Source organism: Corallococcus caeni (assembly GCF_036245865.1).
Lineage (GTDB): Bacteria > Myxococcota > Myxococcia > Myxococcales > Myxococcaceae > Corallococcus > Corallococcus caeni.
Genome location: NZ_BTTW01000004.1, coordinates 565,289 through 587,512 on the forward strand (window position 1 = coordinate 565,289; position 22,224 = coordinate 587,512).

Annotated in this window: 26 protein-coding genes; 8 read left to right on the top strand and 18 right to left on the bottom strand. The window is 69.6% G+C overall.

Annotated elements, in window-relative coordinates:
• Window positions 1-158 precede the first annotated feature (158 nt).
• On the top strand, window positions 159-704 hold the full coding sequence (locus tag AABA78_RS20455) for a hypothetical protein (protein ID WP_338264864.1): 546 nt from the start codon (window positions 159-161) through the stop codon (window positions 702-704).
• A 51-nt stretch (window positions 705-755) separates the two neighbouring features.
• Here AABA78_RS20455 and AABA78_RS20460 read toward each other — a convergent pair whose 3' ends face one another.
• Genes AABA78_RS20460 through AABA78_RS20470 form a run of 3 tightly spaced genes read right to left on the bottom strand, consistent with a single transcriptional unit; the run spans window position 756 to window position 1,995 of the window.
• Window positions 756-1,418: a hypothetical protein gene (locus tag AABA78_RS20460; protein WP_338264866.1), complete on the bottom strand. Its 663-nt coding sequence runs from the start codon at window positions 1,416-1,418 to the stop codon at window positions 756-758.
• Window positions 1,415-1,726, bottom strand: a complete 312-nt coding sequence (locus tag AABA78_RS20465; protein ID WP_338264867.1) for a DUF1844 domain-containing protein — start codon at window positions 1,724-1,726, stop codon at window positions 1,415-1,417. Before AABA78_RS20465 ends, AABA78_RS20460 begins: the two co-directional genes overlap by 4 nt.
• The gene (locus AABA78_RS20470) at window positions 1,723-1,995 is read right to left on the bottom strand and encodes a hypothetical protein (protein ID WP_120525621.1); all 273 of its coding nucleotides are present in this window, start codon (window positions 1,993-1,995) and stop codon (window positions 1,723-1,725) included. Before AABA78_RS20470 ends, AABA78_RS20465 begins: the two co-directional genes overlap by 4 nt.
• Before the next feature lie 93 nt (window positions 1,996-2,088).
• Between AABA78_RS20470 and thiE the strand changes: the two genes are divergently transcribed.
• The 3 genes from thiE to thiD are packed head-to-tail and all read left to right on the top strand — an operon-like array spanning window position 2,089 to window position 4,273.
• Window positions 2,089-2,748 carry a thiamine phosphate synthase gene (gene thiE / locus AABA78_RS20475; RefSeq protein ID WP_338264869.1) on the top strand — a complete coding sequence of 220 codons (660 nt, stop codon included), beginning with the start codon at window positions 2,089-2,091 and terminating at the stop codon, window positions 2,746-2,748.
• 20 nt (window positions 2,749-2,768) lie between these two features.
• Window positions 2,769-3,536, top strand: a complete 768-nt coding sequence (locus AABA78_RS20480; protein ID WP_171422206.1) for a gamma-glutamyl-gamma-aminobutyrate hydrolase family protein — start codon at window positions 2,769-2,771, stop codon at window positions 3,534-3,536.
• Window positions 3,533-4,273, top strand: coding sequence for a bifunctional hydroxymethylpyrimidine kinase/phosphomethylpyrimidine kinase (gene thiD / locus AABA78_RS20485; RefSeq protein WP_338264872.1), 741 nt, complete (start codon window positions 3,533-3,535; stop codon window positions 4,271-4,273). Before AABA78_RS20480 ends, thiD begins: the two co-directional genes overlap by 4 nt.
• Window positions 4,274-4,285: 12 nt before the next feature.
• On the opposite strand, the gene dnaB is transcribed toward thiD, so the two are convergent.
• The 12 genes from dnaB to AABA78_RS20545 form a co-directional block, all read right to left on the bottom strand.
• Window positions 4,286-5,686, bottom strand: a complete 1,401-nt coding sequence (dnaB, locus tag AABA78_RS20490; RefSeq protein WP_338264874.1) for a replicative DNA helicase — start codon at window positions 5,684-5,686, stop codon at window positions 4,286-4,288.
• A gap of 158 nt (window positions 5,687-5,844) precedes the next feature.
• Complete coding sequence (locus AABA78_RS20495) at window positions 5,845-6,615, bottom strand: LytR/AlgR family response regulator transcription factor (RefSeq protein ID WP_338264876.1); 771 nt, start codon at window positions 6,613-6,615, stop codon at window positions 5,845-5,847.
• The gene (locus AABA78_RS20500; protein ID WP_338264877.1) at window positions 6,612-7,730 is read right to left on the bottom strand and encodes a sensor histidine kinase; all 1,119 of its coding nucleotides are present in this window, start codon (window positions 7,728-7,730) and stop codon (window positions 6,612-6,614) included. The genes AABA78_RS20495 and AABA78_RS20500 overlap by 4 nt, the downstream gene beginning before the upstream one ends.
• A complete protein-coding gene (locus tag AABA78_RS20505; RefSeq protein WP_338264879.1) occupies window positions 7,727-8,884 on the bottom strand; it encodes an acyltransferase family protein in 1,158 nt (385 codons plus the stop codon). Before AABA78_RS20505 ends, AABA78_RS20500 begins: the two co-directional genes overlap by 4 nt.
• A gap of 207 nt (window positions 8,885-9,091) precedes the next feature.
• Window positions 9,092-9,535: a 50S ribosomal protein L9 gene (gene rplI, locus AABA78_RS20510; protein ID WP_120524743.1), complete on the bottom strand. Its 444-nt coding sequence runs from the start codon at window positions 9,533-9,535 to the stop codon at window positions 9,092-9,094.
• A 30-nt stretch (window positions 9,536-9,565) separates the two neighbouring features.
• Window positions 9,566-9,973 carry a 30S ribosomal protein S18 gene (rpsR, locus tag AABA78_RS20515; RefSeq protein WP_171420861.1) on the bottom strand — a complete coding sequence of 136 codons (408 nt, stop codon included), beginning with the start codon at window positions 9,971-9,973 and terminating at the stop codon, window positions 9,566-9,568.
• Between the two features lie 50 nt (window positions 9,974-10,023).
• Entirely contained in the window at window positions 10,024-10,503 is a 480-nt protein-coding gene (gene rpsF / locus AABA78_RS20520; RefSeq protein ID WP_120524745.1) for a 30S ribosomal protein S6, read from the bottom strand.
• A gap of 264 nt (window positions 10,504-10,767) precedes the next feature.
• The gene (pth, locus tag AABA78_RS20525) at window positions 10,768-11,343 is read right to left on the bottom strand and encodes an aminoacyl-tRNA hydrolase (RefSeq protein ID WP_338264884.1); all 576 of its coding nucleotides are present in this window, start codon (window positions 11,341-11,343) and stop codon (window positions 10,768-10,770) included.
• A 114-nt stretch (window positions 11,344-11,457) separates the two neighbouring features.
• Window positions 11,458-12,150 (bottom strand): 50S ribosomal protein L25/general stress protein Ctc, encoded by a 693-nt coding sequence (locus tag AABA78_RS20530; RefSeq protein ID WP_171420859.1) that lies wholly within the window; start codon window positions 12,148-12,150, stop codon window positions 11,458-11,460.
• Window positions 12,151-12,364: 214 nt separating this feature from the next.
• Window positions 12,365-13,318 carry a ribose-phosphate pyrophosphokinase gene (locus AABA78_RS20535; RefSeq protein ID WP_338264886.1) on the bottom strand — a complete coding sequence of 318 codons (954 nt, stop codon included), beginning with the start codon at window positions 13,316-13,318 and terminating at the stop codon, window positions 12,365-12,367.
• A 42-nt stretch (window positions 13,319-13,360) separates the two neighbouring features.
• Complete coding sequence (spoVG, locus tag AABA78_RS20540) at window positions 13,361-13,660, bottom strand: septation regulator SpoVG (protein WP_171420857.1); 300 nt, start codon at window positions 13,658-13,660, stop codon at window positions 13,361-13,363.
• 115 nt (window positions 13,661-13,775) lie between these two features.
• Window positions 13,776-14,147, bottom strand: a complete 372-nt coding sequence (locus AABA78_RS20545) for a DUF5658 family protein (protein ID WP_370469475.1) — start codon at window positions 14,145-14,147, stop codon at window positions 13,776-13,778.
• Window positions 14,148-14,342: 195 nt separating this feature from the next.
• Between AABA78_RS20545 and AABA78_RS20550 the strand changes: the two genes are divergently transcribed.
• The 4 genes from AABA78_RS20550 to aqpZ all read left to right on the top strand — a co-directional run bounded on the left by AABA78_RS20550 (window position 14,343) and on the right by aqpZ (window position 17,317).
• Window positions 14,343-14,942, top strand: a complete 600-nt coding sequence (locus tag AABA78_RS20550) for a thymidine kinase (RefSeq protein ID WP_043321219.1) — start codon at window positions 14,343-14,345, stop codon at window positions 14,940-14,942.
• 39 nt (window positions 14,943-14,981) lie between these two features.
• Window positions 14,982-15,797 (top strand): uracil phosphoribosyltransferase, encoded by an 816-nt coding sequence (locus AABA78_RS20555; protein WP_171414227.1) that lies wholly within the window; start codon window positions 14,982-14,984, stop codon window positions 15,795-15,797.
• A 12-nt stretch (window positions 15,798-15,809) separates the two neighbouring features.
• The gene (gene hpt / locus AABA78_RS20560) at window positions 15,810-16,346 is read left to right on the top strand and encodes a hypoxanthine phosphoribosyltransferase (protein WP_171414228.1); all 537 of its coding nucleotides are present in this window, start codon (window positions 15,810-15,812) and stop codon (window positions 16,344-16,346) included.
• Between the two features lie 143 nt (window positions 16,347-16,489).
• Window positions 16,490-17,317: an aquaporin Z gene (gene aqpZ, locus AABA78_RS20565; protein ID WP_338264889.1), complete on the top strand. Its 828-nt coding sequence runs from the start codon at window positions 16,490-16,492 to the stop codon at window positions 17,315-17,317.
• Between the two features lie 67 nt (window positions 17,318-17,384).
• Here aqpZ and AABA78_RS20570 read toward each other — a convergent pair whose 3' ends face one another.
• The 3 genes from AABA78_RS20570 to AABA78_RS20580 form a co-directional block, all read right to left on the bottom strand.
• Window positions 17,385-18,395, bottom strand: coding sequence for a ribonucleotide-diphosphate reductase subunit beta (locus AABA78_RS20570; protein ID WP_338264891.1), 1,011 nt, complete (start codon window positions 18,393-18,395; stop codon window positions 17,385-17,387).
• Window positions 18,396-18,459: 64 nt separating this feature from the next.
• Complete coding sequence (locus AABA78_RS20575; protein WP_338265141.1) at window positions 18,460-20,823, bottom strand: ribonucleoside-diphosphate reductase subunit alpha; 2,364 nt, start codon at window positions 20,821-20,823, stop codon at window positions 18,460-18,462.
• A gap of 543 nt (window positions 20,824-21,366) precedes the next feature.
• A complete protein-coding gene (locus tag AABA78_RS20580) occupies window positions 21,367-22,152 on the bottom strand; it encodes an IF-2 protein (RefSeq protein WP_338264892.1) in 786 nt (261 codons plus the stop codon).
• Window positions 22,153-22,224 lie beyond the last annotated feature (72 nt).

Here is a 22,224-nt window from a genome sequence, read left to right on the forward strand (position 1 = left end):
ATACTTTGAGCTGCTGGAAGCAGCCGGGTAATCGTGGTGGCGAAGTTGCCAGGGGGTGGGGGGGTCGGTTATAGGCGGCGCCCATCCTCGGGGGCTTCACTCTGGACGCACACGGCGGCTATCTCGTTCGACTCGACACCTTCTCCGGGCTGGCGCTGGTGCGTCTGGCCCGGGAGGCCCTGTCGACGGACAGCGTCCCGGCCGCCACGGCGCTGCGCGTCACCATCAACCGCCGCCGCAAGGTGGTGCGCCTGGCCTTCCTGGGGCCCTTCTCCCAGGGCCGGCAGGGCGCCCACTGGTACGCCGCCCACCACGCCCTGGCCCGCCTGCTCTCCGCCGCCGCCAACGCCACCGTGCACGCCTACGTGTACGACGCGGACGAGGGCGAGGAAGTGATTGCCTACGGCAACGGCCGGCGGGTGGGTGGGGAGAAGGTGGTGTACGAGGACGCGGAGCTGCCGTGTCCCCTGGAGGAACTGGACGACGAGGCGTTCGCCCGGCTCCAGTCGCGCTGGCCCATGGGGCACCTGGCGTACGTCTACGGCCTGACCCGGGACGAGCTCCTGCGCATGCCCCGCGCCCCGCTGGCCCGCGTGCTGCCGCTGGAAGGCACGGCCGCCGGCTCCGAAGCGGACGCCATGGCCTCCCTGGAGGCGCTGCTGCTGGGGCCCGCCCAGCCCCGCGCGGAGACGGACGCGGGCTGAAGCAGGCGGACGGCCTTCGCGCCGCGCCGCGTCAGCCCCGCACCAGCAACCTCAGCGGTCTTCGGTGGGCCCGTCGAGCGTGAGGATGGCCTCGCGCACGCCCTGACTGCGGAAGTACTGGGCGAGCAGGGCGAAGCCACCGGCGACGAGCACCGTGGACAGCACCGCGCTGAGGGTCATCAGGGACGGGACGAGCGCGTGGAGCTGCTCGGCGGCGGCCGGGTCCTTGAACTCCGGCAGGCCCTTGAGCCCCTCCACCATGGCCTGGCTGGTGTGCCGGGCCACGACGGTCCACTGGGCCCCGTCGATGGTGCGCATCAGCGCGGCGAAGATGCTCGCGCCGCCCAGCAGCTGCCGGAAGCCGTCCCGGGGCATGCCCTCCGGGGAGCGCAGCATGCGGCTGGAGGCGAAGAAGAGCAGGGTGCAGGCCATGGTCAGCCCGGTCAGCACCAGGGCGCGGGACTCGCGCATGGGGGAGAGCGCGGACAGCTGCGCCTCCATGATGGCCTGGGTGACGGCGGGGTCCTTGCCCAGCAGGGCCAGGGCGGGGGTGTGCTCCCGCTGCGCTTCCCGGTGCGCCTCGAAGTTCATCATGACGGAGGCCTCGTTGCAGGCGAGGAACCCCGTCACGGAGGAGAGCACCAGGCACAGCGCGGCGGCGATGCGGACGCCCCGGGGCAGCGCCCCCGGGCGGGTGACTTCAGGGGGCTTCACTTCCGGCTTGCCTCCACGTAGCGCAGGCGCAGGTCGGACAGGAGGTTGTCCACCAGCTTCTCCTCCTCGGCGGTGAGGTTGCCGCGCGTCTTCTCGCGGAGCATCGCCAGGAGGTCCAGGTTCTGCCGGGCCGCGGACAGGTCCTTCTCCATGCGGCCCGTCTCCGGGTTCGGCGCGCCCCCCAGGTGGATGAGGACGGCGGAGCCCAACCCGACGACGAAGGTGCTGAAAGACAGGGACTCCTCGGAGGCGGGGCTCGCTTCCCCCGTCATCACGAAGGTCTCACCCCGCTTCTCCGAAGGGCTCATTCGGACGCCTTGTCCTCTTCGTCGGCCGGCTCGTCCGCGTCGTCCTCGTCGGAGGCGTCGTCGTCCGTGTCGTCCTCGTCCTCGTCCTCGTCATCGAAGTCGTCCTCGATGTCGCCATCCATCAGCGTCTCGATGGGGACGGCCTTGTCGGCCACGTCCGGCAGCTCCTCGAGGTGCTTCTTGTACGCGTCCTCGTCCACCTGGCCGCTGCGCTGGTAGCGATCCGCGGTGCGCTTGTCGAGGTGCTTCGGGTTGATGCCTTCAGCCATGATTCAAATCCTCGGAATTGCTTGGAAAACAGCGCGGCACCTTATAGCAGGAGGGGCGCCTGTCAACGCCGCTGTCCCCAGGCCCGGAATCCGATGAACGTCTCGCCCCGCCCTCCGCTTCCCCAAGGCCCGTACCTGTTGGTGGACGACAGCGTCCGCCCGGAGCTGTCCCTGGTGGACAAGGCCCTGCGCCTGCTCGCTGGCGGCGCCCGCGTCCTCCAACTGCGCATGAAGCACACCCCGCCCCGGGAGGCGCTGGCCGCGGCCCGGGAGGTGGTGGCCCGCTGCCGGGAGGCGGGCTGTGTGTGCCTCATCAACGACCGGGTGGACCTGGCGCTGCTGTCGGACGCGCACGGGGTGCACGTGGGGGACGAGGACCTGCCCCCGGAGGCGGCGCGGGAGCTGTTGGGCCCGGCAAGGTACGTGGGCGTCACGGCGCGGGGGACGGAAGGGGCGCGGGCGGCCCTGGCGGCGGGGGCGGACTACGTGGGCGTGGGGCCGCTGTTCGGCACCACCACGAAGGTGGTGCGGGCGCCGGTGCTGGGGCTGGAGGCCTTCCGGCGGGTGGTGGCGGAGAGCCCGCTGCCGGTGGTGGGGATTGGCGGGGTGGGCCTGGCGAACATCGCGCAGGTGGCGGCGACGGGGGCGCACGGCGCGGCGGTGGTGTCCGACGCCCTGCTCGCCCAGGACATCGCCGAGCGGGTGCGCCAGCTTGCCGCCGCGTTTGACAGCGCGCGGGGGACTGGCCTCTAACCCGAGGGAGCTCCCCCACCATGAACCATCCTCCACCGCGTCATCACGGGACGACCCCGCGTCGTCCCAACATCGGCCTCAGCCCGGACTGGGTCCAGCCGGCCGACTCCGCCTTCCCCCGCTACGAGCTGAAGGTGCCCTACGCGGAGGCGGTGCTGCGCGCGGGGGGCCTGCCCTTCGTGCTGCCGTACACCGACGACGCGTCCTGCGTGGACGCCTACCTGGAGCGGGTGTCCGGGCTGGTGGTGACGGGCGGCGCGTTCGACATCCCTCCGTCTGCGTACGGCGAGGAGGCCCGGGACGGCATGGGGCCGCTGAAGGAGGGCCGCACGGCCTTCGAGGCGCAGCTCATCCGGGGCGCGCTCAAGCGCAACCTGCCGGTGCTGGGCGTGTGCGGCGGCATGCAGCTCTTGGCCGTGGTGCTGGGCGGCACGCTGTTCCAGGACATCCCGCGCGAGGTGCCCGGCGCGCGCGACCACGAGCAGAAGCACGACCGCACCCAGCCGCAGCACCCGGTGGAGGTGAAGAACGGCACGCTGCTGGCGGAGGCGGTGGGGCACGGGCAGCTGATGGTGAACTCCACGCACCACCAGGCGGTGAACAAGCCGGGCACGGACGTGACGGTGAGCGCGGTGTCTCCGGACGGCGTGGTGGAGGCGATTGAATCCACCGCGCACGCGTTCGCGCTGGGCGTGCAGTGGCACCCGGAGCTGATGCTGGGGACCATCCCGGTGCACCTGGGCGTCTACAAGTCGCTGGTGCAGAAGGCGCGAGAGCACCGCCGGTGAGGCCGCGCGTCCTGCTCCTGGCGGGACTGGAGCCCACGGGCAGGGCGGGGCTCCTGGCGGACGTGGCCGCGGTGCGGGCGCGGGGCGGCGACGCGGTGGCGGTGCCCACGGCCCAGACGGCGCAGGGCTCGCACACGTTCGCGGTGGTGCCGGCCTCCCCGCGCATGCTGGCCGCGCAGGTGGCGGCCGCGCGCGAGTGGGGCCCCGTGCACGCGGTGAAGTGGGGCGTGGTGCCCGGCCCGTCGCAGCTCTCCACGGCGAAGGCGGCGCTCAAGGACGCGGACGCCTGGTGGGTGGTGGACCCGGTGGTGCGCTCGTCGCGAGGGCAGCAGCTGTCGCGGCTGACGCCCCGGCACTACCTGGCGCTGGCGGGCCCGCGCGTGCTGGTGACGCCGAACCTGGACGAGGCCGCGTGGCTTTTGGGCCGGCCCGCGCTGGGCACGGTGGAGGACGCGCAGGAGGCGGCGGAGGCGCTGTGTCAGCGCGGCTTCGGCGCGGTGCTGGTGAAGGGCGGGCACCTGCCGGAAGGGCAGGGCCTGGCGGACGTGCTGGCCTTCTCCGGGCGCACGTTGGTGATGCGGGGGCGGAGGCTGAAGCGGCCTCCGGAGCGCCGGGGCACGGGCTGCCGGCTGGCGTCCGCGCTGGCGGCGGAGCTGGGCCGGGGCACCGGGCCGGAGGCCGCGGTGCGGGCGGCCCGCGAGCACGTCACGGGCTACCTGCGCACCGGCCGGGACTGACGCAAAAGAGGGCTACTCGCTGCGGGCGCGGCTTTCGAAGCGCGTGTACTCCGCGAGGAACACCAGGTCGATGGAGCCGATGGGGCCGTTTCGCTGCTTGGCGACGATGAGCTCCACGGGGATGACCGTGCTGCTCGCGCCCCCTCCGCCGCCACCGCCACCGCCGCCCCCTCCACCGCCACCCCCTTCGCCGCCGTCCTCCTCCGTCTCGCGGTGGATGAACATCACCACGTCGGCGTCCTGTTCGATGGAGCCGGACTCACGCAGGTCGGACAGCATGGGCTTGCCGCCCTTGCGCTCCTCCACCTTACGGCTGAGCTGGCTGAGCGCGATGATGGGCACCTCCAGCTCCTTGGCCAGCTGCTTGAGCGCGCGGGAGATCTCCGCCACTTCCAACTGGCGGCTCTCCACCTTGCCCTTCTGGTGCATCAGCTGGAGGTAGTCGATGACGAGCAGCGACAGCCGGGGGTCCTTCTGCTTCACGCGCCGCGCCTTCGCGCGCAGGTCGAACGGGGACAGGCCGCCGGAGTCGTCGATGTAGATGGGCGCGTTGTAGAGCGCGCCCGCCATCTCCTGGAACTTCTCCTCGTCGTGCGGGGAGAGCCGGCCGCCTCTGAGCTTCTTCATGTCCACGCGCGCCGTGGACGCGAGCAGACGCATGAGCAGCTGATCCGCGGGCATTTCCAGGCTGAAGATGCCGACCGCCTTGTTCTCCTTGAGCGCCGCGTGCACCGCGATGTTCATGGCGAAGGACGTCTTGCCCACGCCGGGACGCGCCGCGAGGATGATGAGCTCGCCGGCGTGCAGGCCAGTGAGTTGGTTGTCCAGGTCGATGTAGCCCGTGGACAGGCCCGTCACGCCCGTCGCCGCGGTCTTCATCTTGTCCAGCAGGTCGAGCGTCTGCTCCATCAGCTCGCTGACCGGCCGCAGGTCGCCTTCGCGCTTCTTCTCCGCGAGGAGGAAGACCTTGCGCTCGGCCTCGTCGAGCAGGACGTCCAGCTCGCCCGTCTCCTGGCTGGCGAGGTCCTGGATCTCCCGGCCCACGTTGGCCAGGCGCCGCCGCAGCGCCTGGTCCTTGACGATGTGGGCGTACTGCACGGCGTTGGCCGCCAGCGGGACGACCTGGTCCAGGCCCATCAGGTACGCGGGGCCGCCCACCGCGACCAGCTGGCCGAGGATCTTCAGCTCCTCCGCGAGCGTCAGGTGGTCCACCTGCTTGCTCTGCTGATCCAGCCGCATCATCGCGGCGAAGATCTGCGCGTGCGAAGGGCTGGCGAAGTCGTCCGCGTGGACGACCTCCGCCACGGGCGTGATGAGCCCGTTGTCCGCCAGCACGGCGCCCAGCACCGCACGCTCCGCGGCGAGATCCTCGTGGACCCGCCGTCCTTCCCTACCGTCCAGGACGTTCTGCATGGCTGCTTGGAACCTCTACAGGCAGCGTCTGACACGTTCCAGCGAACGTCCAGTTTCCATTCAACAGACCTGTAGCACCCGGTAGGTCTGGGAGGGATGCCATGACCCGCCGTGGCACCTCCGCCCGGTCGCCGGGTGAACCGACCCGGCGCGTCGGGCTATTCGGCGGCGCCCCACTGCTGGAGGAAGGCCTCCCGGTAGGTGCGACTGAGGATCACCGTGGCGCCGTCCTTCAGCACGAGGATGCCGTCCCCGTGGGTCCACGGCTCCAGGCGGGCCACGGCCTCCAGGTTCACCAGGTCGCCGCGGTGCACGCGCACGAAGCGGGTCGGGTCCAGGCGCTCCTCCAGGGCCCGCAGCGTCTGTCGCACCAGGTGCTCGCCCTGGGCGGTGTACAGCCGCACGTACTTGTCCTCCGAGGACAGGCGCCACACGGTGTCCAGGCGCAGCGGGACCCAGCCTTCGCCCACCTTCACCACCAGCCGCTCCAGGGGGCGCTCCGGGCGGGCCCGGGCCACCGTGGCGAGCAGGGCGTCCAGCGCGGCCGCGCCGTGGGTGCCCGCGCTCAGCAGCGCATGGGCCTTGTCGAGCGCCCGGCTGAAGCGGCCGGCGTCATAGGGCTTGAGGAGGTAGTCCGCCGCGTGCGCCTCGAAGGCCTGGAGCGCGAAGCGTTCGTAGGCGGTGGAGAAGATGACGGCGGGACAGGCGTCCGGTCCGAGCGCCTCCAGCACCTCGAAGCCGGTGAGGCCGGGCATCTGCACGTCGAGCACCACCAGGTCCGGCCGCAGCGACTCGATGCGCGCGAGCGCCTCCGTCCCATCCGGGGCCTCGCCCACGCAGGTGAAGCGCGCGTCGGCCTCCAAAAGGCGCTTCACCTTCGCGCGCGCGGGCGCCTCGTCGTCCACCACCAGCACGCGGAACACCGTCATGACGCGGCCTCCATTCGCGGCAGCCACACCGTCACGCACGCGCCGCCCTCCGGTCCCGCGCCGCGCTCCAGGCGGGCCCGGTCGCCATGCAGCAGCGCGAGCACGCGCCCCAGCTGTGTCAGCCCCACGCCGGGCCCTGAAGCAGGGGAGGGCGCTCCGAAACCGCGCCCGGTGTCCTCCACCTCCAGCGCCCAGCGGTCCGCTCCGGCGCGCGCGCGGATGCGCACCTCCAGTGTCCCCACCCGGTCCTGGTTGTGCTTCACCGCGTTCTCCACCAGCGTCTGCAGCGCGAAGCACGGCACGCGCTGGGACTCGAGTCCCGGCGCCACGTCCCAGCGCACCTCCAGCCGGTCGCCGAAGCGCGCCGCGAGCAGCGCGACGAAGCGCTCGGTGTGTCCCCGCTCCTCGGCCAGCGTCCAGGTGGGCTCGGTGCGCTCCAGGCTCGCGCGCAGCAGCTGGCCCAGGTCGCTGAGCAGCCGGTCCGTGCGCGACAGGTCCTCGTACATCACCGACCCGATGGTGTGCAGCGCGTTGAAGAGGAAATGCGGGTGCAGCTGGCCCGTGAGCGACTGGAGCTGCGCGGCCCGCAGCTCACCCTCCAGCTCCGCGGACCGCAGTGCTCGCGCCTGCCGCTCCCGCCACTCGTACACGAGCGCGATGACCGCGCAGCCCAGGCCGTAGGTGATGAGGTCCTTCTGGGCCTCCATCGGCAGCGCGTACACGGGAGGCCCCAGGTCGTAGTCCCCCAGCTCCAGCAGCGCGTAGACCGCGTGCCGCAGCCCCGCCATCCCCGCGATGTGCAGCGACGTGAAGAGGAGGAACGCCGCGGCGTGGATGCCCAGGAAGCGCGCCCAACCCACGCGAGGCGACGGCGCGTTGAGCACCGCCGTCATCAAGATGGGCAGGAGCAGCGTGACGACCAGCGCGCTGGTCACCTCCCAGATGAAGGCCGGCGCCCAGTGGCCCGGGTCCCGTTGCATGAGCTGCGTCAGCCGCACCGCGCTGCCCTGCCACAGCCCCAGGGCCAACCCGAACGCCAGGAGCTTGAGCGCCGGGCGCAGTCGCAGCTGGGGCCAGCGCCACGGCCTGGCAGGCATCTCGTCCCGGTCCCTCACCCCACCGCCTCCTGAGCGAGGACGACCGTCCGTGCCGCGCGGGGCTTCATGCCGAAGAGCGGCCGCAGCCACGCCACGCGGGACACGGCCTCGCACAGCGCCAGCGTGAGGGCGAAGGACACGATCAGCACCGTCAGGAGCATGGCCCAGGGCCCCACCGGCAGCCGCAGGCACAGGTAGCCCACGCACACGATGACCGTCTGGTGGAAGATGTAGAACGGATACGACAGCGCCTGCGCGTGCGGCAGCCACGCGGGGGACACGCGGATGTGCCGCCGCGCGTAGGCCAGCGCCACCAGCAGCCCGCTCCAGATGAGGATGGAGCCCCCCACGATGGCGGGCACCACCGGCATCACCGGCCACGGCCACACCACCTCCACCACGAGCGCCGCCACCGCCAGGGCCAGCAGCCCGTGCCGCAGCGTCACCAGCCGGCCCCACACGCCCGGGCAGCGGCCCAGCAGGTGGCCGTACAGGAAGAGCAGGCCGTACATGAGGAAGGTGCGCGGATCATCGAACAGCGCGTGCGTCTCCGGGAAGCCGCGCAGGAGCACCCGGACGAGCACCAGCGGCACCCCGAGCCACAGCACGTTCACCCCCCGCGACAGCCACGCGTCCGCCCGCGCGAGGAACCGCTCCCCGCGCTCCGTTCGCAGCGCCGCGAACAGGGGCAGGGCCAGGATGCAGTAGTGGAACAGGTAGGCCACGAACCACAGATGGTGCCAGCTGAAGCTGCCCGCGGGGTAGGGCACGAAGTCGAACACCGTCGGGTAGAACGCGGCGTAGCCGCCCTGGAACTGCCCCCGGAACAGCCGCTCCACGTAGATCTGCGGCGGCACCACCACGAACATGCCGAACACCAGCGGCAGCAACAGCCGCTTCGTCCGGTCCTTCGCGAACGCCCCCAACGTGCGCCGCCGGAGCGCGAACGCGGTGCCCGCGCCGGAGATGACCATCAAGAGCGGCATGCGCACCAGGTGCAGGACGCCCATGACGGGCTCCAGCTGGGGCAGCGCCTGGGGGCTCTTGATGTGCCACTCCCAGGTGTTGAACATCATCCCTGTGTGGAACAGGTGCAGCACCACGATGGCCAGCACCCGGAGCCAGTCCAGGTCGGGGTGGTGCGCGGCGGCGGGGCGTGATGGGGCGTTCATGGGCAGGGACCTCCAGGCGGTGTCCGCCGCTGAAGTACCCACGCCCGGGCCTCCGCCTCCACGCGGATGCCGTGGAACGGACCGGCAGCGGCGCGAGCCGGACTCCCCCGGCGACCTGGGGGGCCCCTCGAGACGCGAAAAGGGCCGCCCGGTTGCCCGGACGGCCCTTCCCGTGAAGCCATGGAGCGCTTCAGGTGAAGCGGTGGACTACTCGGCCACCACGTCGACCTTGATCTTCGCCGTCACCTCGCGGTGCAGGCGCAGCTCCACGTCGTAGCTGCCCAGCGACTTGATGGGCTCGGCCAGGTGCAGCTGGCGGCGATCCACCTGCTGACCCTGGGACGCGAGCGCCTCGGCGATGTCCAGCACCGTGACGGAGCCGAACAGCTTGTCCTGCTCGCCGACCTTGCGCTTGATGGTGACCTTGACGTTGCCCAGCTTCTTGGCCTGCTCGTCGGCAGCGCCCTTCAGCTTGGCGTTGCGAGCGGTCTGCACGGACTTCTCGTGCTCCAGCTGGCGCATGTTCTGCTCGCTCGCCAGGACCGCCTTCTTGCGCGGCAGAAGGAAGTTGCGGCCGAAGCCGTCCTTCACCGTGACGAGCTCGCCGGACTTGCCGAGGTTGTCGATGTCCTCACGCAGAATGACCTTCATGTTTCTGTCTCCTGTGTTGCGGACCGGCGGCTAGCCGACCACCGCGTTGTAGGGGAGGAGCGCGATGCCGCGGGCGCGCTTGATGGCGATCGCCACCTCACGCTGGTGCTTCGCGCAGTTGCCGGAGATGCGGCGGGGGATGATCTTGCCGCGCTCGGTGACGAAGTACTTCAGCGTCGCCTGGTCCTTGAAGTCCACCGACGCGTTCTTCTCCGCGCAGAACCGGCAGACCTTCTTGCGGCCGAAGCCACGACCACCGCGCTTGTCGTCGTCGCCGCCCATGCCGCCGCGGTCGCCACGATCACCACCACGGTCGCGGTCACCGCCGCGATCACCGCCACGGTCGCCACCGCGCGAACCGCCGCCGTAGCCGCCACCGCCACCACCGGGGCCGCGGGAAGCGCCCGCGCCCTGCTTGCTATCCATGCCGTTGCTCATGAACGTTCTCGTTTCCTGGAAGGTTGGGGGAATGACCCGTCAGAAGAGGCTTACGCCTCCTCCGCGGAGTCCTCTTCCGAATCGACAGCCGCGAACTCCGGCGCCTCGCTCCGGAAGCCGCCACCCTCGCGCTCGGCGGGAGCGCCCGGACGGGTCTCCTCGACGTCGCCGGCCAGCTTCAGGTCCTCGAGGACCGGACGCGACTCGGGGTCCACCTCGTCCGCGATCTTCACGGAGATGTAGCGGGTGACCTCGTCGAGGTTGCGCAGGTTGCGCTCGATCTCCGCCACCAGCTTGCCGTCACCCAGGAAGCTCGTGTGGACGTAGATGGCGCGCGGCTGCTTGGCCACGGGGAACAGCGTCTTCTTCTTCCCCCACACCGTGAAGCGGAGGACCTTGCCGCCCTCGCGCGAAACGATGCCGCGGACGCGCTCCTTCAGCTTGTCCACGTTGTCGTCGGTGAGGTCCGGCTTGACCAGGAAGATGGTCTCGTACTCACGAAGCCGCTTGGCGGCCTGCGTCTCTGCCATGTTTCTCTCCCCTTGGGGTCGAGTGCCCCCCGGACCATCCGGGGAGCGGGGAAACGGCCGGTGACCCTCGAAGGCCACCACCGGGGACGGGAAATCCTCTCGCGCGCCCGTCACCATCGCGCCTTGGCCCGTGCCTGAACACGGGAAGCTTTGAAAGAACATCCCCCAGCACGCGTGGGACACACTCCGGGGGAAGGGGCTTCTAAGAGGACCCCTCCTGGAAAGTCAAGCGGAGCCGAGGGAGCAGGCAGCCGTCCCGCCGTTTCAGGCCTTGCGGTTGTGGCGGTTCATCGCCGTGGCCAGCCCGTCGCGCACCCAGCTCTCCGCCATGTCCGCCGCCTTGCCGATGAGCTCCTCCAGCTGGCGGCGCTCGCCGTCGTCGAAGTTGGACAGCACGTAGCCCGCCACGCGCTCCTTGGCGTTGGGGCCCTCCGGCTTGCCAATGCCCACCCGCACGCGGATGAAGGCGTCCTCGCCCAGGCACTGCACCATGCTCTTGAGGCCGTTGTGCCCGCCCGCGCCGCCGCCCGCCTTGAGCTGCAGCCGGCCGAAGGGCAGGTCCAGCTCGTCGTGCACCACGAGCACGTCCTGGACCGCGACCTTGTAGAAGCGCGCGGCCTCCGCCACGGAGCGGCCGGACAGGTTCATGTACGTCTGCGGCTCCACGAAGAGGATGCGCTCGCCGCCCAGCGTCCCCTGGCCCACCCGCGCCTGGAACTTGTCCTGGGTGAGCTCCGCGCGGGCGCGCGCGAGCAGTGCGTCCACCACCATGAACCCGACGTTGTGGCGGTGGCGCTCGTACTCGCGCCCGGGGTTGCCCAGCCCGCAGATGAGCTTCATGGACGGCTCCGGAGGAGGGCGGGGCGTGCAGGGGCCCGCGCCCGGGAAAAAGACAGCGGGGCAGGCCCTGGAAGAGGCCCGCCCCGCGAAGAGACACCGAACGGCGGAAGAGGACTACTTCTTCGCCGGGGCCTTGGCCGCGGCCGCCGCGGGGGCCTTGGCGTCGGCCGCCTTCGCGTCGCCCGCCTTCGCCGCCGCGGGAGCCGCCGCGGCCGCAGCCGCCGCCGCCGGAGCCGCTTCCGCCGCTTCCGGCGCGGAGAGGACGGCGATGGTGTAGTTGACGTGCGTCTTCACGGACACGCCCTCGGGGAGCTTCACGTCGTTCACGTGGATGGCTTCCGCGATCTTCAGGTTGGTGACGTCCACCTCGATCTGGAGCGGGATGGCGCCGGGGAGCGCCCAGACCTCCAGGTTGCGGCGGATCTGCGTGAGCAGACCGCCGTCCGCCACGCCCGCGGCCTTGCCGGTGAGCACGACGGGCAGGTTCACCTTCACCTGGTCGTTGTCGCGCACGGCGATGAAGTCCGCGTGCAGGATGTCCCGGGTGAGCGGGTCCATCTGGTAGTCCTTCAGCAGGACCTGCTGATCATTGCCCGCCAGCTTCAGCTGGATGAGCGTGTTCAGCTTGTGCGGGGTGTTGATGGCCGTGCGGATGGCCTTCGGGTCCACGGAGATGTGCAGCGGCGCCTTCAGGTGCTTGCCGTAGACGACGGCGGGGACCTGGCCGGAGGAGCGCAGGCGGCGGGCAACGCCCTTGCCGGAACCTTCACGGGCCTGCGCTTCGAGGGTGCTCTTGTCGGTGGCCATGGAAATCTCTCTTTTCGGTGGGGTACCGCGAATGTCACCGGTCCGTCGGGCGCCCTCGGCATCCCACCCCCATGGTGGGCCCCGAAGACGGCGCCCGGGCCGTGCTGAGGCCCGTTGAACCGGTGGAGGGGGCCGGACATGCCAGCCCCCGGGGTCCTTCGTCAAGCCGCCCGGCTTCCAGGCGGCCCCAGGCTCACTCGGGCCTGGACGAACTTCAGACGAACAGCGAGCTCAGCGAGTCCGCGCGGTGGATGCGCGCGATGGCCTCACCGAAGAGGGCGTCCGTATGCAGGGCGCGGATCTTCGGGCACGCCCTGGCGTTGGGCGCCAGGGGCACCGTGTCCGTGAAGACGACCTCCTCCAGGACGGAGTCGGTGATGCGCTGGATGGCGGGGCCGGACAGGATGGGGTGCACCGCGTACGCGACCACCCGGCGCGCGCCCTTGTCCTTCAGCGCCAGGGCGGCCTGCGCGAGCGTGCCCGCGGTGTCCACCATGTCGTCCACCAGGATGGCGTCCTTGCCCTTCACGTCGCCAATGAGGTTCATCACCTCCGAGGCGTTGGGGCGCGGGCGGCGCTTGTCGATGATGGCCAGCCCCGTGTTCAGCCGCTTGGAGTAGGCGCGCGCGCGCTCCACGCCGCCGGCGTCCGGGCTGACGATGACCAGCTCGCCCGACTCCGGGAAGCGCTTGCGGATGTCCTCCAGGAACACCGGCGAGCCGTAGAGGTGGTCCGAGGGCATGTTGAAGAAGCCCTGGATCTGCCCGGCGTGCATGTCCATGGACACCACCCGGTTGACCCCCGCGACCTCCAGCATGTCCGCCACCAGCTTGGCGGTGATGGGCGTGCGGGCCGCCACCTTCCGGTCCTGCCGCGCGTAGCCGTAGTACGGCATCACGGCCGTGATGGAGCCGGCGCTCGCCCGCTTGAGGGCGTCGCACATGATGAGCAGCTCCATCAGGTGGTGGTTCGTCGGAGGGCACGTGGACTGGACGATGAACACGTCCTGTCCACGCACGTTCTCGCCGATCTCGACGTGGATCTCCCCGTCGGAGAACGTGTCCACCGTCGCCTGGCCCAGGGGACGCTGGAGGTACTCGCAGATGCGCTGCGCCAACGCCGGGTTCGAGTTCCCGGCGAACACCTTGAAGTCACGCGACGGCTGCATGGGGGCGCTGACTAACCCGTGCGAGCCTGGAAGGGAAGTTCGTTAGTCGAGTTCCGCAGCCACGGGACCGAGCGTCCCGTTCTGCGTCTGGTGAAGGTGTTTCTCGTACTCGATGAGGATGACCCGCTCCATCTGGCTGCGCGTGTCCGCGTTCAACGGATGGGCGATGTCCTTGTAGGTCCCGTCCTTCCGTTTTTTCGCGGGCATCGCGATGAAGAGCCCGGTGGAGCCATGGATCACCTTCAGGTCGCGGACGACGAAGCAGTGATCCAGGGTGATGGTGACGTATGCCTTGAGTTTGTCCTCTTCGACCGGAAACACCCGGACGTCGGTGATGTTCATGTCCCCCCCGAACACTGGAAGATCGGAGCTACGGGGAAGCCTGGGACAGACTGGAGGTGAAAAGCAAGCACCCCCTACCTGTCGCGCTGGGGACCGTTCACTGCCCCCGCAGCCCCTATGCCCCGAAGGGCCAGTGACTCACCAGGTGGGCGAGGAACGCCAGGTGGTAGACGACGATGACGGCGTAGACGACGGCGCCCGCGCGGATGGCGAAGCGGCTGGCCTTGAGCCGGCGGTGCAGGCACAGCAGGCACAGGCCCGCGTTCACGATGAGCAGCTTGGAGAACATGAAGAGCAGCGGTGACTGCTCGTACGCCACGCGCATCACCGGGTTGAGCTCCTCCGCCACCCCCAGCTGGAGGAAGAGCAGGGTGAACAGGCCGTCCATCAGGTTCAGCATCAGCAGCGCCACCGACGCCGGTGACATGTAGAAAGAAGCCTGCTGCGCCCAACCCCCGCCCTGCACCTCGTTCGCCGTCGCCGCCACTCGCCACCCCCAAGGTCTCGTCCGTGCTACCCGGGGGCAGGGCTATTCAAATCCCTTGCCAGGGTTTCACGGGGCTTTCCGGAAGCAGGCGGGCAGGCTGGGCGGGCGGGGGCTTGCGCCACCGGAAACGAAATTGACGGAACGGGGTGGGTCGCCGAGATTGGCCCCGCTTCCGCCCTTCCCGACGAGCGTCCCTTGCATCAATTCCCCAAAGATATCGGGTGGATAGAGGTCATCTGCGGTTCGATGTTCTCCGGCAAGACGGAGGAGTTGATCCGCCGCGTCAAGCGCGCGCTGTACGGCCGGCAGAAGGTGCGGGTGTTCAAGCCGCGCATCGACACCCGCTACGACGACACGCAGGTGGTCAGCCATTCCCAGTTGAAATTGACGTCCCTCCCCATCGAGAGGGCTGAAGAAATTTTCCGGCACCTGTCCCCCGACACGCAGGTGGTGGGCATCGACGAGGTGCAGTTCCTGGGCGGTGAGGTGGTGCAGGTGTGCGAGGCGCTCGCCCAGCGGGGCATGCGCGTCATCTGCGCGGGGCTGGACCAGGACTACCAGGGGCGCCCCTTCGAACCGATGCCGCAGCTGATGGCGGTGGCGGAGTACGTGACGAAGGAGCTGGCCATCTGCGCGGTGTGCGGAAACCCGGCCAACCGTTCGCAGCGCATCATTGGCAGCGAGGAGCGGGTGGTGGTGGGCGCGGCCGGTGCCTACGAGCCGCGCTGCCGCAAGTGTCACGTGGCGGAACCCGCGGAGGCCAGCCCTCCGCAGACGCTGAAGCTGTTCGACTGAGAGCCAGGCCGCCGAAGGCCGGCGCGGGAGCCCCATCCGATGCGCGACACCCTGTACGCGAACGTGCCCTTCAAGTTGAACGAGATGACCCACCACTATGGGCCCAACGTCCATCTGGTGGGCAATCCGTTTCTCCTCTCCCAGCTGGCCACGCTCTGCGCCAAGGGCACGCTCCAGCCTCAAATCAACCGGTTGGTGGAGCAGCTCTACGCGGACCTGGTGAAGACGGTCATCAACGCGGAGTTCCCGCGCAAGATGGTGACCCTCCCCACGCGGATGATCGACTCCACGCCCCTGGGCATCTACCAGGGCGAGGTGGTGGACCCGCAGCTGCGCGTGGTGACGGTGAACATCGCGCGGGCGGGCACGCTGCCGTCACAGGTGACGTACGACCTGCTCAACTTCACGGTGGACCCGTCCCTGGTGCGCCAGGACCACATCATCATGAGCCGGATGATCGACGCGGCCCAGGCGGTGGTGGGCTCGGAGATTGGCGGCGCGAAGATTGGCGGGGACGTGGACGACGCGTTCGTGCTGTTCCCGGACCCCATGGGGGCCACGGGCGGCAGCCTGTCCACGGCCATCACCCTGTACAAGACGAAGGTGCCCGGCAAGGCCCGGCGCATCATCACGCTCAACCTCATCGTCACGCCGGAGTACCTGCGCCGGATGACGACGGAGCACCCGGACGTCATCATCTACGCGCTCCGGCTGGACCGCGGCCTGTCCCCGCCGGAGGTGTTCGGCACCGCGCCGGGCCTGCTCTGGGAGAAGGAGCGGGGGCTGGATGACCGGCAGTACATCGTCCCCGGTGGCGGCGGCTTCGGGGAGATCATGAACAACGCCTACGTGTAGAGGGAGCACCCGGTGACGACGTTCCACGAGAAGGATGTCGGCGTCCTCATCTCCGAGGAGGCCGTGCAGGCGCGCGTGAAGGAGCTGGGCGCGCAGATCACCCGCGACTACCAGGGCAAGGAGCTGACGCTCGTCTGTGTGCTCAAGGGCTCCGCGTTCTTCGCCATCGACCTGGCGCGCGCCATTGACCTGCCGCTCACGCTCGAGTTCCTGGGCGTGGCCAGCTACCACGGCGGCACGGAGTCCACGGGCGAGGTGCGCATCACCACGGACGTGTCCAAGCCGATGGCGGGCAAGCACCTGCTCATCATCGAGGACATCATCGACACGGGGCTCACCATGAGCTTCCTGCTGGAGAACCTCCAGGCGCGCCACCCGGCGTCGGTGAAGATCTGCTCGCTGCTGGAGAAGCCCGCGCGGGCCAAGACGAAGGTGAACATCGACTACAAGGGCTTCGTCATCGACGACAAGTTCGTCGTCGGGTACGGCCTGGACTACGGCGAGAAGTACCGGAACCTGCCGTTCATCGGCATCTGGAAGCACGCCTGACCGTCCCACCCCGCGGGGTGGGAGCTTTGAGATGACGAGGGCCCTGTCCACGCGCCGCGAGGCGGCCGTGTGCAGGGCCTTCGTGCGTCGAGCGGTGCGTGCATGCACAGCCTCTCCTTCTGGACACGGAAGGAGGCGTGGGCATGCGAGACGGAAGCGCGAGGACCCCCCGGACGATGACGACCGCGGGCGGGGAGGCGATGCAGAAGTACCTGGCGGAGGCCGTCGGCACGTTCGTGCTGGTGCTCGGCGGCGTGGGGGCGGCGGTGCTGGCGGGCGACCGCATCGGCTTCCTGGGGGTGGCGTTCGCCTTCGGCCTGTCGCTGCTGGCCATGGTCTACACGGTGGGCCCCATCTCCGGCTGCCACGTGAACCCGGCGGTGACGGTGGGCCTGTTGATGGCGGGCAAGTTCGACAAGCGCCACGTGGCTGGCTACGTCATCGCGCAGTGCGTGGGCGCCATCGTCGCGGCGGGCGTGGTGCTGCTCATCGCGAAGGGGATGCCGGGCGGCTACTCCGCGAGCGCGGAGGGGCTGGGGAGCAACGGCTACGGGGCGGCGTCCCCGGAGGGCTACGGCGGCGGGGCGGCCTTCCTCGCGGAGGTGTTCCTGACCTTCGTGCTGGTGCTGACGGTGCTGGGGGCCACGGACTCGCGCGCGCCGGTGGGCTTCGCGGGGCTGGCCATCGGCCTGGTGCTGACGCTCATCCACCTGGTGGGCATCCCCATCACCAACACGTCGGTGAACCCGGCGCGCAGCCTGGGGCCGGCGCTGTTCGCGGGAGCCGACGCCTTGAAGCAGCTGTGGATGTTCATCATCGCGCCGCTGCTGGGCGCGGCCTTCGCGTCCGCGGTGTACCGGCTGGTGCACCGGCCGGCGGTGCAGATCTCCGCCACGCGCGCGGAGCAGGCGACGGAGGAGGAGCGCCGCGAGCGCCTGGCGGGCCGGCGCGACGTGGAGCACCCCGTCTGAAGCACGAAGGCCGTGCCTCGCTTGCTGTCGCGGGGCACGGCCTGGGTGGGTGAAGCAGGAGAGGGGCCTAGAAGGCGGCGTCGAAGACGACGTCGTTGGCGGCGCCCACGCCCACGCCCACCTGGTAGGACGACACGCGGCGCTCGAAGAAGTTGGTGAGCTCCTGCACGTCCTGCAGGTCCATGAAGTGCAGCGGGTTCTTCGTGTGGAAGATGGGGGACATGCCCAGCATCTGGAGGCGCTGGTCGGCCACGTACTCCAGGTAGCCGCGCATCTCCTGCACCGACAGGCCCATCACGCCGCCGCTCAGCAGGTCCTGGGCGAACTGCGTCTCGCACTCCACCGCGTCGCGCATCATCTGCACGACGTCCTTCTCCAGGCTCGCGTCGAAGAGGTCCGGCTCCTCCTTGCGCGCCGTGTTGATGGCCTCGAAGGCGAAGGTCATGTGGGCGGACTCGTCGCGGAACACCCAGTTGGTGCCCGCGGCCAGGCCGTTGAGCAGCCCCTTGCTGCGCAGGAAGTACACGTACGCGAAGGCCGCGAAGAAGAAGAGGCCCTCGATGCAGCCCGCGAAGCAGATGAGGTTCAGCAGGAACTGGCGGCGGTCCGACTTCGTGCGGACCTGATCCAGCGCCTGGATGCTGTCCATCCACTTCATGCAGAAGCGCGCCTTGCGCTGGATGGACGGGATGTTGTCCACCGCCGCGAAGGCCTTGGCGCGCTCCGCCGGGTCCGGCACGTAGCTGTCCAGCAGCGTCAGGTAGAACTGGACGTGCAGCGCCTCCTCGTAGAGCTGGCGCGACAGGTACATGCGCGCTTCGGGCGCGTTCAGGTGCTTGTAGAGGTTGAGCACCAGGTTGTTGCCGACGATGGAGTCGCCCGTGGCGAAGAAGGCCACCAGCCGGTGGATGAGGTGACGCTCCGCGTCCGTCATCTTCGAGCGCAGGTCCACCAGGTCCGTGGAGAAGTCGATCTCCTCCACCGTCCAGGTGTTCTTGATGGCGTTGCGGTACATCTCGAAGAAGACGGGATACGCCATGGGGCGCAGCGTCAGGTTCATTCCCGGATCGAGCAGCATTGCTTCGGCACTCCCTTACGCACGACGACAGGGGACAGCAGGGGTACGGCGCCCACCAGGGTGACTACTGGCAGGCCTCGCACGCCTCGGGGTTCTCCAGCGAGCACGCCACCGCTTCGGCCTCCGCGGTCACGACCTGCGACACCGGCGCGGGCGTGGGCGTGGCGGTAATCGTCGGGCCGCCCTGGCCCACGGTGGCCTTGGCGATGCGGGTCGCCGGGCGTGAGCGCAGGTAGTAGGTGGTCTTCAGCCCCTTCTGCCACGCGTAGAAGTACATCGAGGACAGCTTCCCGATGTTGGGCGTCTCCACGAAGAGGTTGAGCGACTGGCTCTGGTCGATGAAGGCGCCGCGGTCCGCGCCCATGTCCAGCAGTGAGCGCATGGGGACCTCCCACGCGGTGCGGTAGATGGCGCGCAGCTCCTCCGGCAGCTCCGTGAGGTCCTGCACGCTGCCTTCGGCCAGCTTGATGCGGTTGCGCGTGGCCTCGTTCCACAGGCCCAGCTGCTGCAGGTCGCGCACCAGGTAGCGGTTCACCTGGAGGAAGTCACCGGACAGCGTCTCGCGCTTGAAGAGGTTGGAGACCTGCGGCTCGATGCACTCGTAGCAGCCGGCGATGGACGCGATGGTGGCCGTGGGCGCGATGGCGATCATCAGCGAGTTGCGCAGGCCCACCTTCATGATGCGCGAGCGCAGCGCGTCCCAGCGCAGCGTGTCCTCCGGGACGATGCCCCAGCTGTCGAACTGGAGCTCGCCCTTGGCCGCGCGCGTCTCCGGGAAGGAGGGGTGCGCGCCGAACTGCTCCGCCAGGTCCGAGGAGGTGACGAGCGCCGCGTAGTAGATCTCCTCCGAAATCTTCTTGGACAGGTTGCGCGCCTCCACGGAGTCGAAGGGCAGGCGCAGCTGGAAGAAGACGTCCTGGAGGCCCATCAGGCCCAGGCCCACCGGGCGCCAGCGGCGGTTGGAGTCCGCGGCGGTGGGGATGGGGTAGTAGTTGAGGTCGATGACGCGGTCCAACTGCTTGAGCGCGAGCATCGCGTTGGAGCGCAGCAGGTCGAAGTCGAACTTCCCGTCCTTCACCATGCGGCCCAGGTTGAGCGACCCCAGGTTGCACACCGCCGTCTCACCCTGGCTCGTGACCTCCAGGATTTCGGTGCAGAGGTTGGACAGGTGGATGACGTTGCCCGGCTGACCCGTCTGGTTGCTCTTGCGGTTGCAGATGTCCTTGAAGGTCATCCAGCCGTTGCCCGTCTGGGCCAGCACCTTCATCATCCGGGCGTACAGGTCGCGCGCCTTCACCTTGCGCACGGCCTGGCCCTGCGCCTCCGCCTCCACGTAGGCCTTCTCGAAGGCCTCGCCGAAGAGGTCGGTGAGGTGGGGCGTCGCCTTCGGGTCGAAGAGGCTCCACTCCTGGTCGGCCTCCACGCGGCGCATGAAGAGGTCCGGCACCCAGTTGGCCAGGTTCAGGTTGTGCGCGCGGCGGGCCTCGTCGCCGGTGTTGTCACGCAGCTCGAGGAAGTCCTCGATGTCCGCGTGCCACGTCTCCAGGTACACGCAGCACGCGCCCTTGCGCTTGCCGCCCTGGTTCACCGCCGCCACGGACGCGTCCAGCGTCTTGAGCCACGGGACGATGCCGTTGGAGTGGCCGTTGGTGGACTTGATGAGCGAACCGCGCGCGCGCACGCGGTGGTACGCCACGCCGATGCCGCCGGAGAACTTCGACAGCATCGCGATGTCCGAGTACTTCTTGTAGATGGCGTCCAGCTCGTCCGCCGGCGAGTCCAAGAGGAAGCAGCTGGAGAGCTGCTCGTGGCGCGTGCCGGAGTTGAACAGGGTGGGGGAGCTGGGCAGGTACTCCAGCGAGCTGAACAGGCGGTAGAGCTCGATGGCCTCTCGCGCGTTGTCGCCGGACAGGGCGCACGCCACGCGCAGGAAGAAGTCCTGCGGCGTCTCAATCACTTCGCGCGTCTGCGGGTTCTTGAGCAGGTAGCGGTCGTAAACGGTGCGCAGGCCGAAGTACTCGAAGAGGTCGTTGCGGACCGGGTCGATGGCGGCGTTGAGCTTGCGCGCGTTGGCCTGGACGAAGGTGAGCAGGCGGTCCGCGATGAGGCCGTGCTTGTGGCCGGCGGCGACGGACTGGCTGAAGGACTGGATGTCCTGGTTGCTGACCTCCTTCTGGATGAAGGTGGACAGCAGGCGCGCGGAGAGCCGGGCGTACTCGGGCTCTTCCACGATGAGCGCCGCGGCGGTCTGGATGGACAGGCTGTCCAGTTCCCGCGTGGTGGCGCCGTCGTACAGGCCGCTGATGGTCTTGGTGGCCACGCGCATCACGTCCACGCGCGACAGGCCCACGCAGGACTTGCCCACCGCGCGGACGATCTTGTTGAGGTCCACCGGCTCCGCCGTGCCGTTGCGCTTCTTCACCCGCATGGTGGTGGCGAAGTCGCCGGGCGCCGACGTGGCCTGCGTGGCGGGCGCCACGGTGGCGGAGTCGGGGGGCGGCGAGGCGACGGCGTTCGGCTTGAAGGGCGTCTGGACGGTCACGGGCGTCTCACTTCCGGGCAAGGCAATGGCGTAGCCATCAGGGCGGACTGACCCTGTGGGTGACGGCTTCGGAGATGGCAGGGAGGAACTGACTTCCGATCAGGACCCGAGGGCTTGGCGACAGCGGCCCGACATGTAGCGAATTGTGGGGTAGCTGTGTGTGTCGATCAAGAAAACCACACCAGCCTCCGGGTTCCGCGGGCGTGCCCCCTGGGTGGCGGGCGAGCAACAGAGCCAACCCAAGCTATGGGGGGTCCCCTGGTGTGTCAACGCTAGATCCTGTGTAAAGCAGCCCTCGGGGTCGGATCGATCATTGCAATCTATGATCACTCACCGACACTTTTCCGGGCGTCTTCCGGCCGACATTTACAGGGCCGGAAAAGCGCGCCCGGGACCGTCTTTTTCATGGGGTCACCCAACCCCCCAAGATCAGGGCGCGCGGCCCGCGTCGGGGGTTGGGGCGGCGGCCGGGGGCTGCTGGGCGGCGTCACCGGAAGGTGACGGAGCGGGCTGCTGGGGCGCCGGTGCTACAGGGCTGTTGTCCGGGGCGCTCTCCGTGTGGACGGCGCGGCGCAGGGCCTCCTCCAGGTTGCGGGCGGTGGGGCCCACGGTGGTGAGCATCTGGTTGGCGGCGCGGGCGTGGCGGTTCTCCGTCTCCGCGGCGAGCTTGAGCTGGGCCAGCCCTTCCGACACGAGGCGGCGGGCGTCCTCCAGCTTCTGGCGCGCCTGGTAGAAGGCGACGTCGGTGAGCATGGACTGGAGGCTGCGGCGCTGCTCCTCCGTGATGCCGGCGAGCTTCTCCGCGCGGCGCAGGTAGTAGAGGCCGCGCTCCACCTTGGCGGGCTCGCCGGACGCGATGCGCGGGCGGGCCAGGGTCTCCAGGAGGGGGAAGAGGGCGCGGTCCAGGTCGTCCCGGTCGGTGAACTTCTGCTGCGTCAGCAGGGTGACGTCCTGGCCCTCCAGGGGGAGCGGGGCGTAGGCGTCCGCGAGGCGCGGGTCACCGGGGCGGTAGGCGGCGGCGCCCGTGGGCAGGGCGCGGCCCTTCATCACCACCAGCTCGCCGTTCTCCTGCACGACGGTGAAGGTGCGGGCGTTGAGCTGGCCCAGGAGGAAGACGACGCCGCCACCCAGGCCCAGGATGACGAGGAAGACGAGCAGCCGGGTGAAGGTGCGACGGGCCCGGTAGCCGAAACCCTGCGGTGAATGGGTGGTCATGTCGCCTGCTCTCCGGTCGGTCGGGCGTGGGCCCGTGAGGGTCTGGCCCTGAAATTGGGTCTTCTGGGACTC

Bases quoted from the DNA above. Each gene is read 5' to 3' on its own strand.
- AABA78_RS20535 (WP_338264886.1), bottom strand. From the start codon at position 13,318: ATGCAGCCGTCGCGTGACTTCAAGGTGTTCGCCGGGAACTCGAACCCG.
- pth (WP_338264884.1), bottom strand. From the start codon at position 11,343: ATGAAGCTCATCTGCGGGCTGGGCAACCCCGGGCGCGAGTACGAGCGC.
- AABA78_RS20555 (WP_171414227.1), top strand. From the start codon at position 14,982: ATGCGCGACACCCTGTACGCGAACGTGCCCTTCAAGTTGAACGAGATG.
- dnaB (WP_338264874.1), bottom strand. From the start codon at position 5,686: ATGCAGAACGTCCTGGACGGTAGGGAAGGACGGCGGGTCCACGAGGAT.
- AABA78_RS20465 (WP_338264867.1), bottom strand. From the start codon at position 1,726: ATGAGCCCTTCGGAGAAGCGGGGTGAGACCTTCGTGATGACGGGGGAA.
- thiE (WP_338264869.1), top strand. From the start codon at position 2,089: ATGAACGTCTCGCCCCGCCCTCCGCTTCCCCAAGGCCCGTACCTGTTG.
- AABA78_RS20495 (WP_338264876.1), bottom strand. From the start codon at position 6,615: ATGACGGTGTTCCGCGTGCTGGTGGTGGACGACGAGGCGCCCGCGCGC.
- AABA78_RS20505 (WP_338264879.1), bottom strand. From the start codon at position 8,884: ATGAACGCCCCATCACGCCCCGCCGCCGCGCACCACCCCGACCTGGAC.
- AABA78_RS20470 (WP_120525621.1), bottom strand. From the start codon at position 1,995: ATGGCTGAAGGCATCAACCCGAAGCACCTCGACAAGCGCACCGCGGAT.
- rpsF (WP_120524745.1), bottom strand. From the start codon at position 10,503: ATGGCAGAGACGCAGGCCGCCAAGCGGCTTCGTGAGTACGAGACCATC.
- spoVG (WP_171420857.1), bottom strand. From the start codon at position 13,660: ATGAACATCACCGACGTCCGGGTGTTTCCGGTCGAAGAGGACAAACTC.
- AABA78_RS20575 (WP_338265141.1), bottom strand. From the start codon at position 20,823: ATGCGGGTGAAGAAGCGCAACGGCACGGCGGAGCCGGTGGACCTCAAC.
- AABA78_RS20530 (WP_171420859.1), bottom strand. From the start codon at position 12,150: ATGGCCACCGACAAGAGCACCCTCGAAGCGCAGGCCCGTGAAGGTTCC.
- aqpZ (WP_338264889.1), top strand. From the start codon at position 16,490: ATGCGAGACGGAAGCGCGAGGACCCCCCGGACGATGACGACCGCGGGC.
- rpsR (WP_171420861.1), bottom strand. From the start codon at position 9,973: ATGAGCAACGGCATGGATAGCAAGCAGGGCGCGGGCGCTTCCCGCGGC.
- AABA78_RS20570 (WP_338264891.1), bottom strand. From the start codon at position 18,395: ATGCTGCTCGATCCGGGAATGAACCTGACGCTGCGCCCCATGGCGTAT.
- AABA78_RS20580 (WP_338264892.1), bottom strand. From the start codon at position 22,152: ATGACCACCCATTCACCGCAGGGTTTCGGCTACCGGGCCCGTCGCACC.
- rplI (WP_120524743.1), bottom strand. From the start codon at position 9,535: ATGAAGGTCATTCTGCGTGAGGACATCGACAACCTCGGCAAGTCCGGC.
- AABA78_RS20480 (WP_171422206.1), top strand. From the start codon at position 2,769: ATGAACCATCCTCCACCGCGTCATCACGGGACGACCCCGCGTCGTCCC.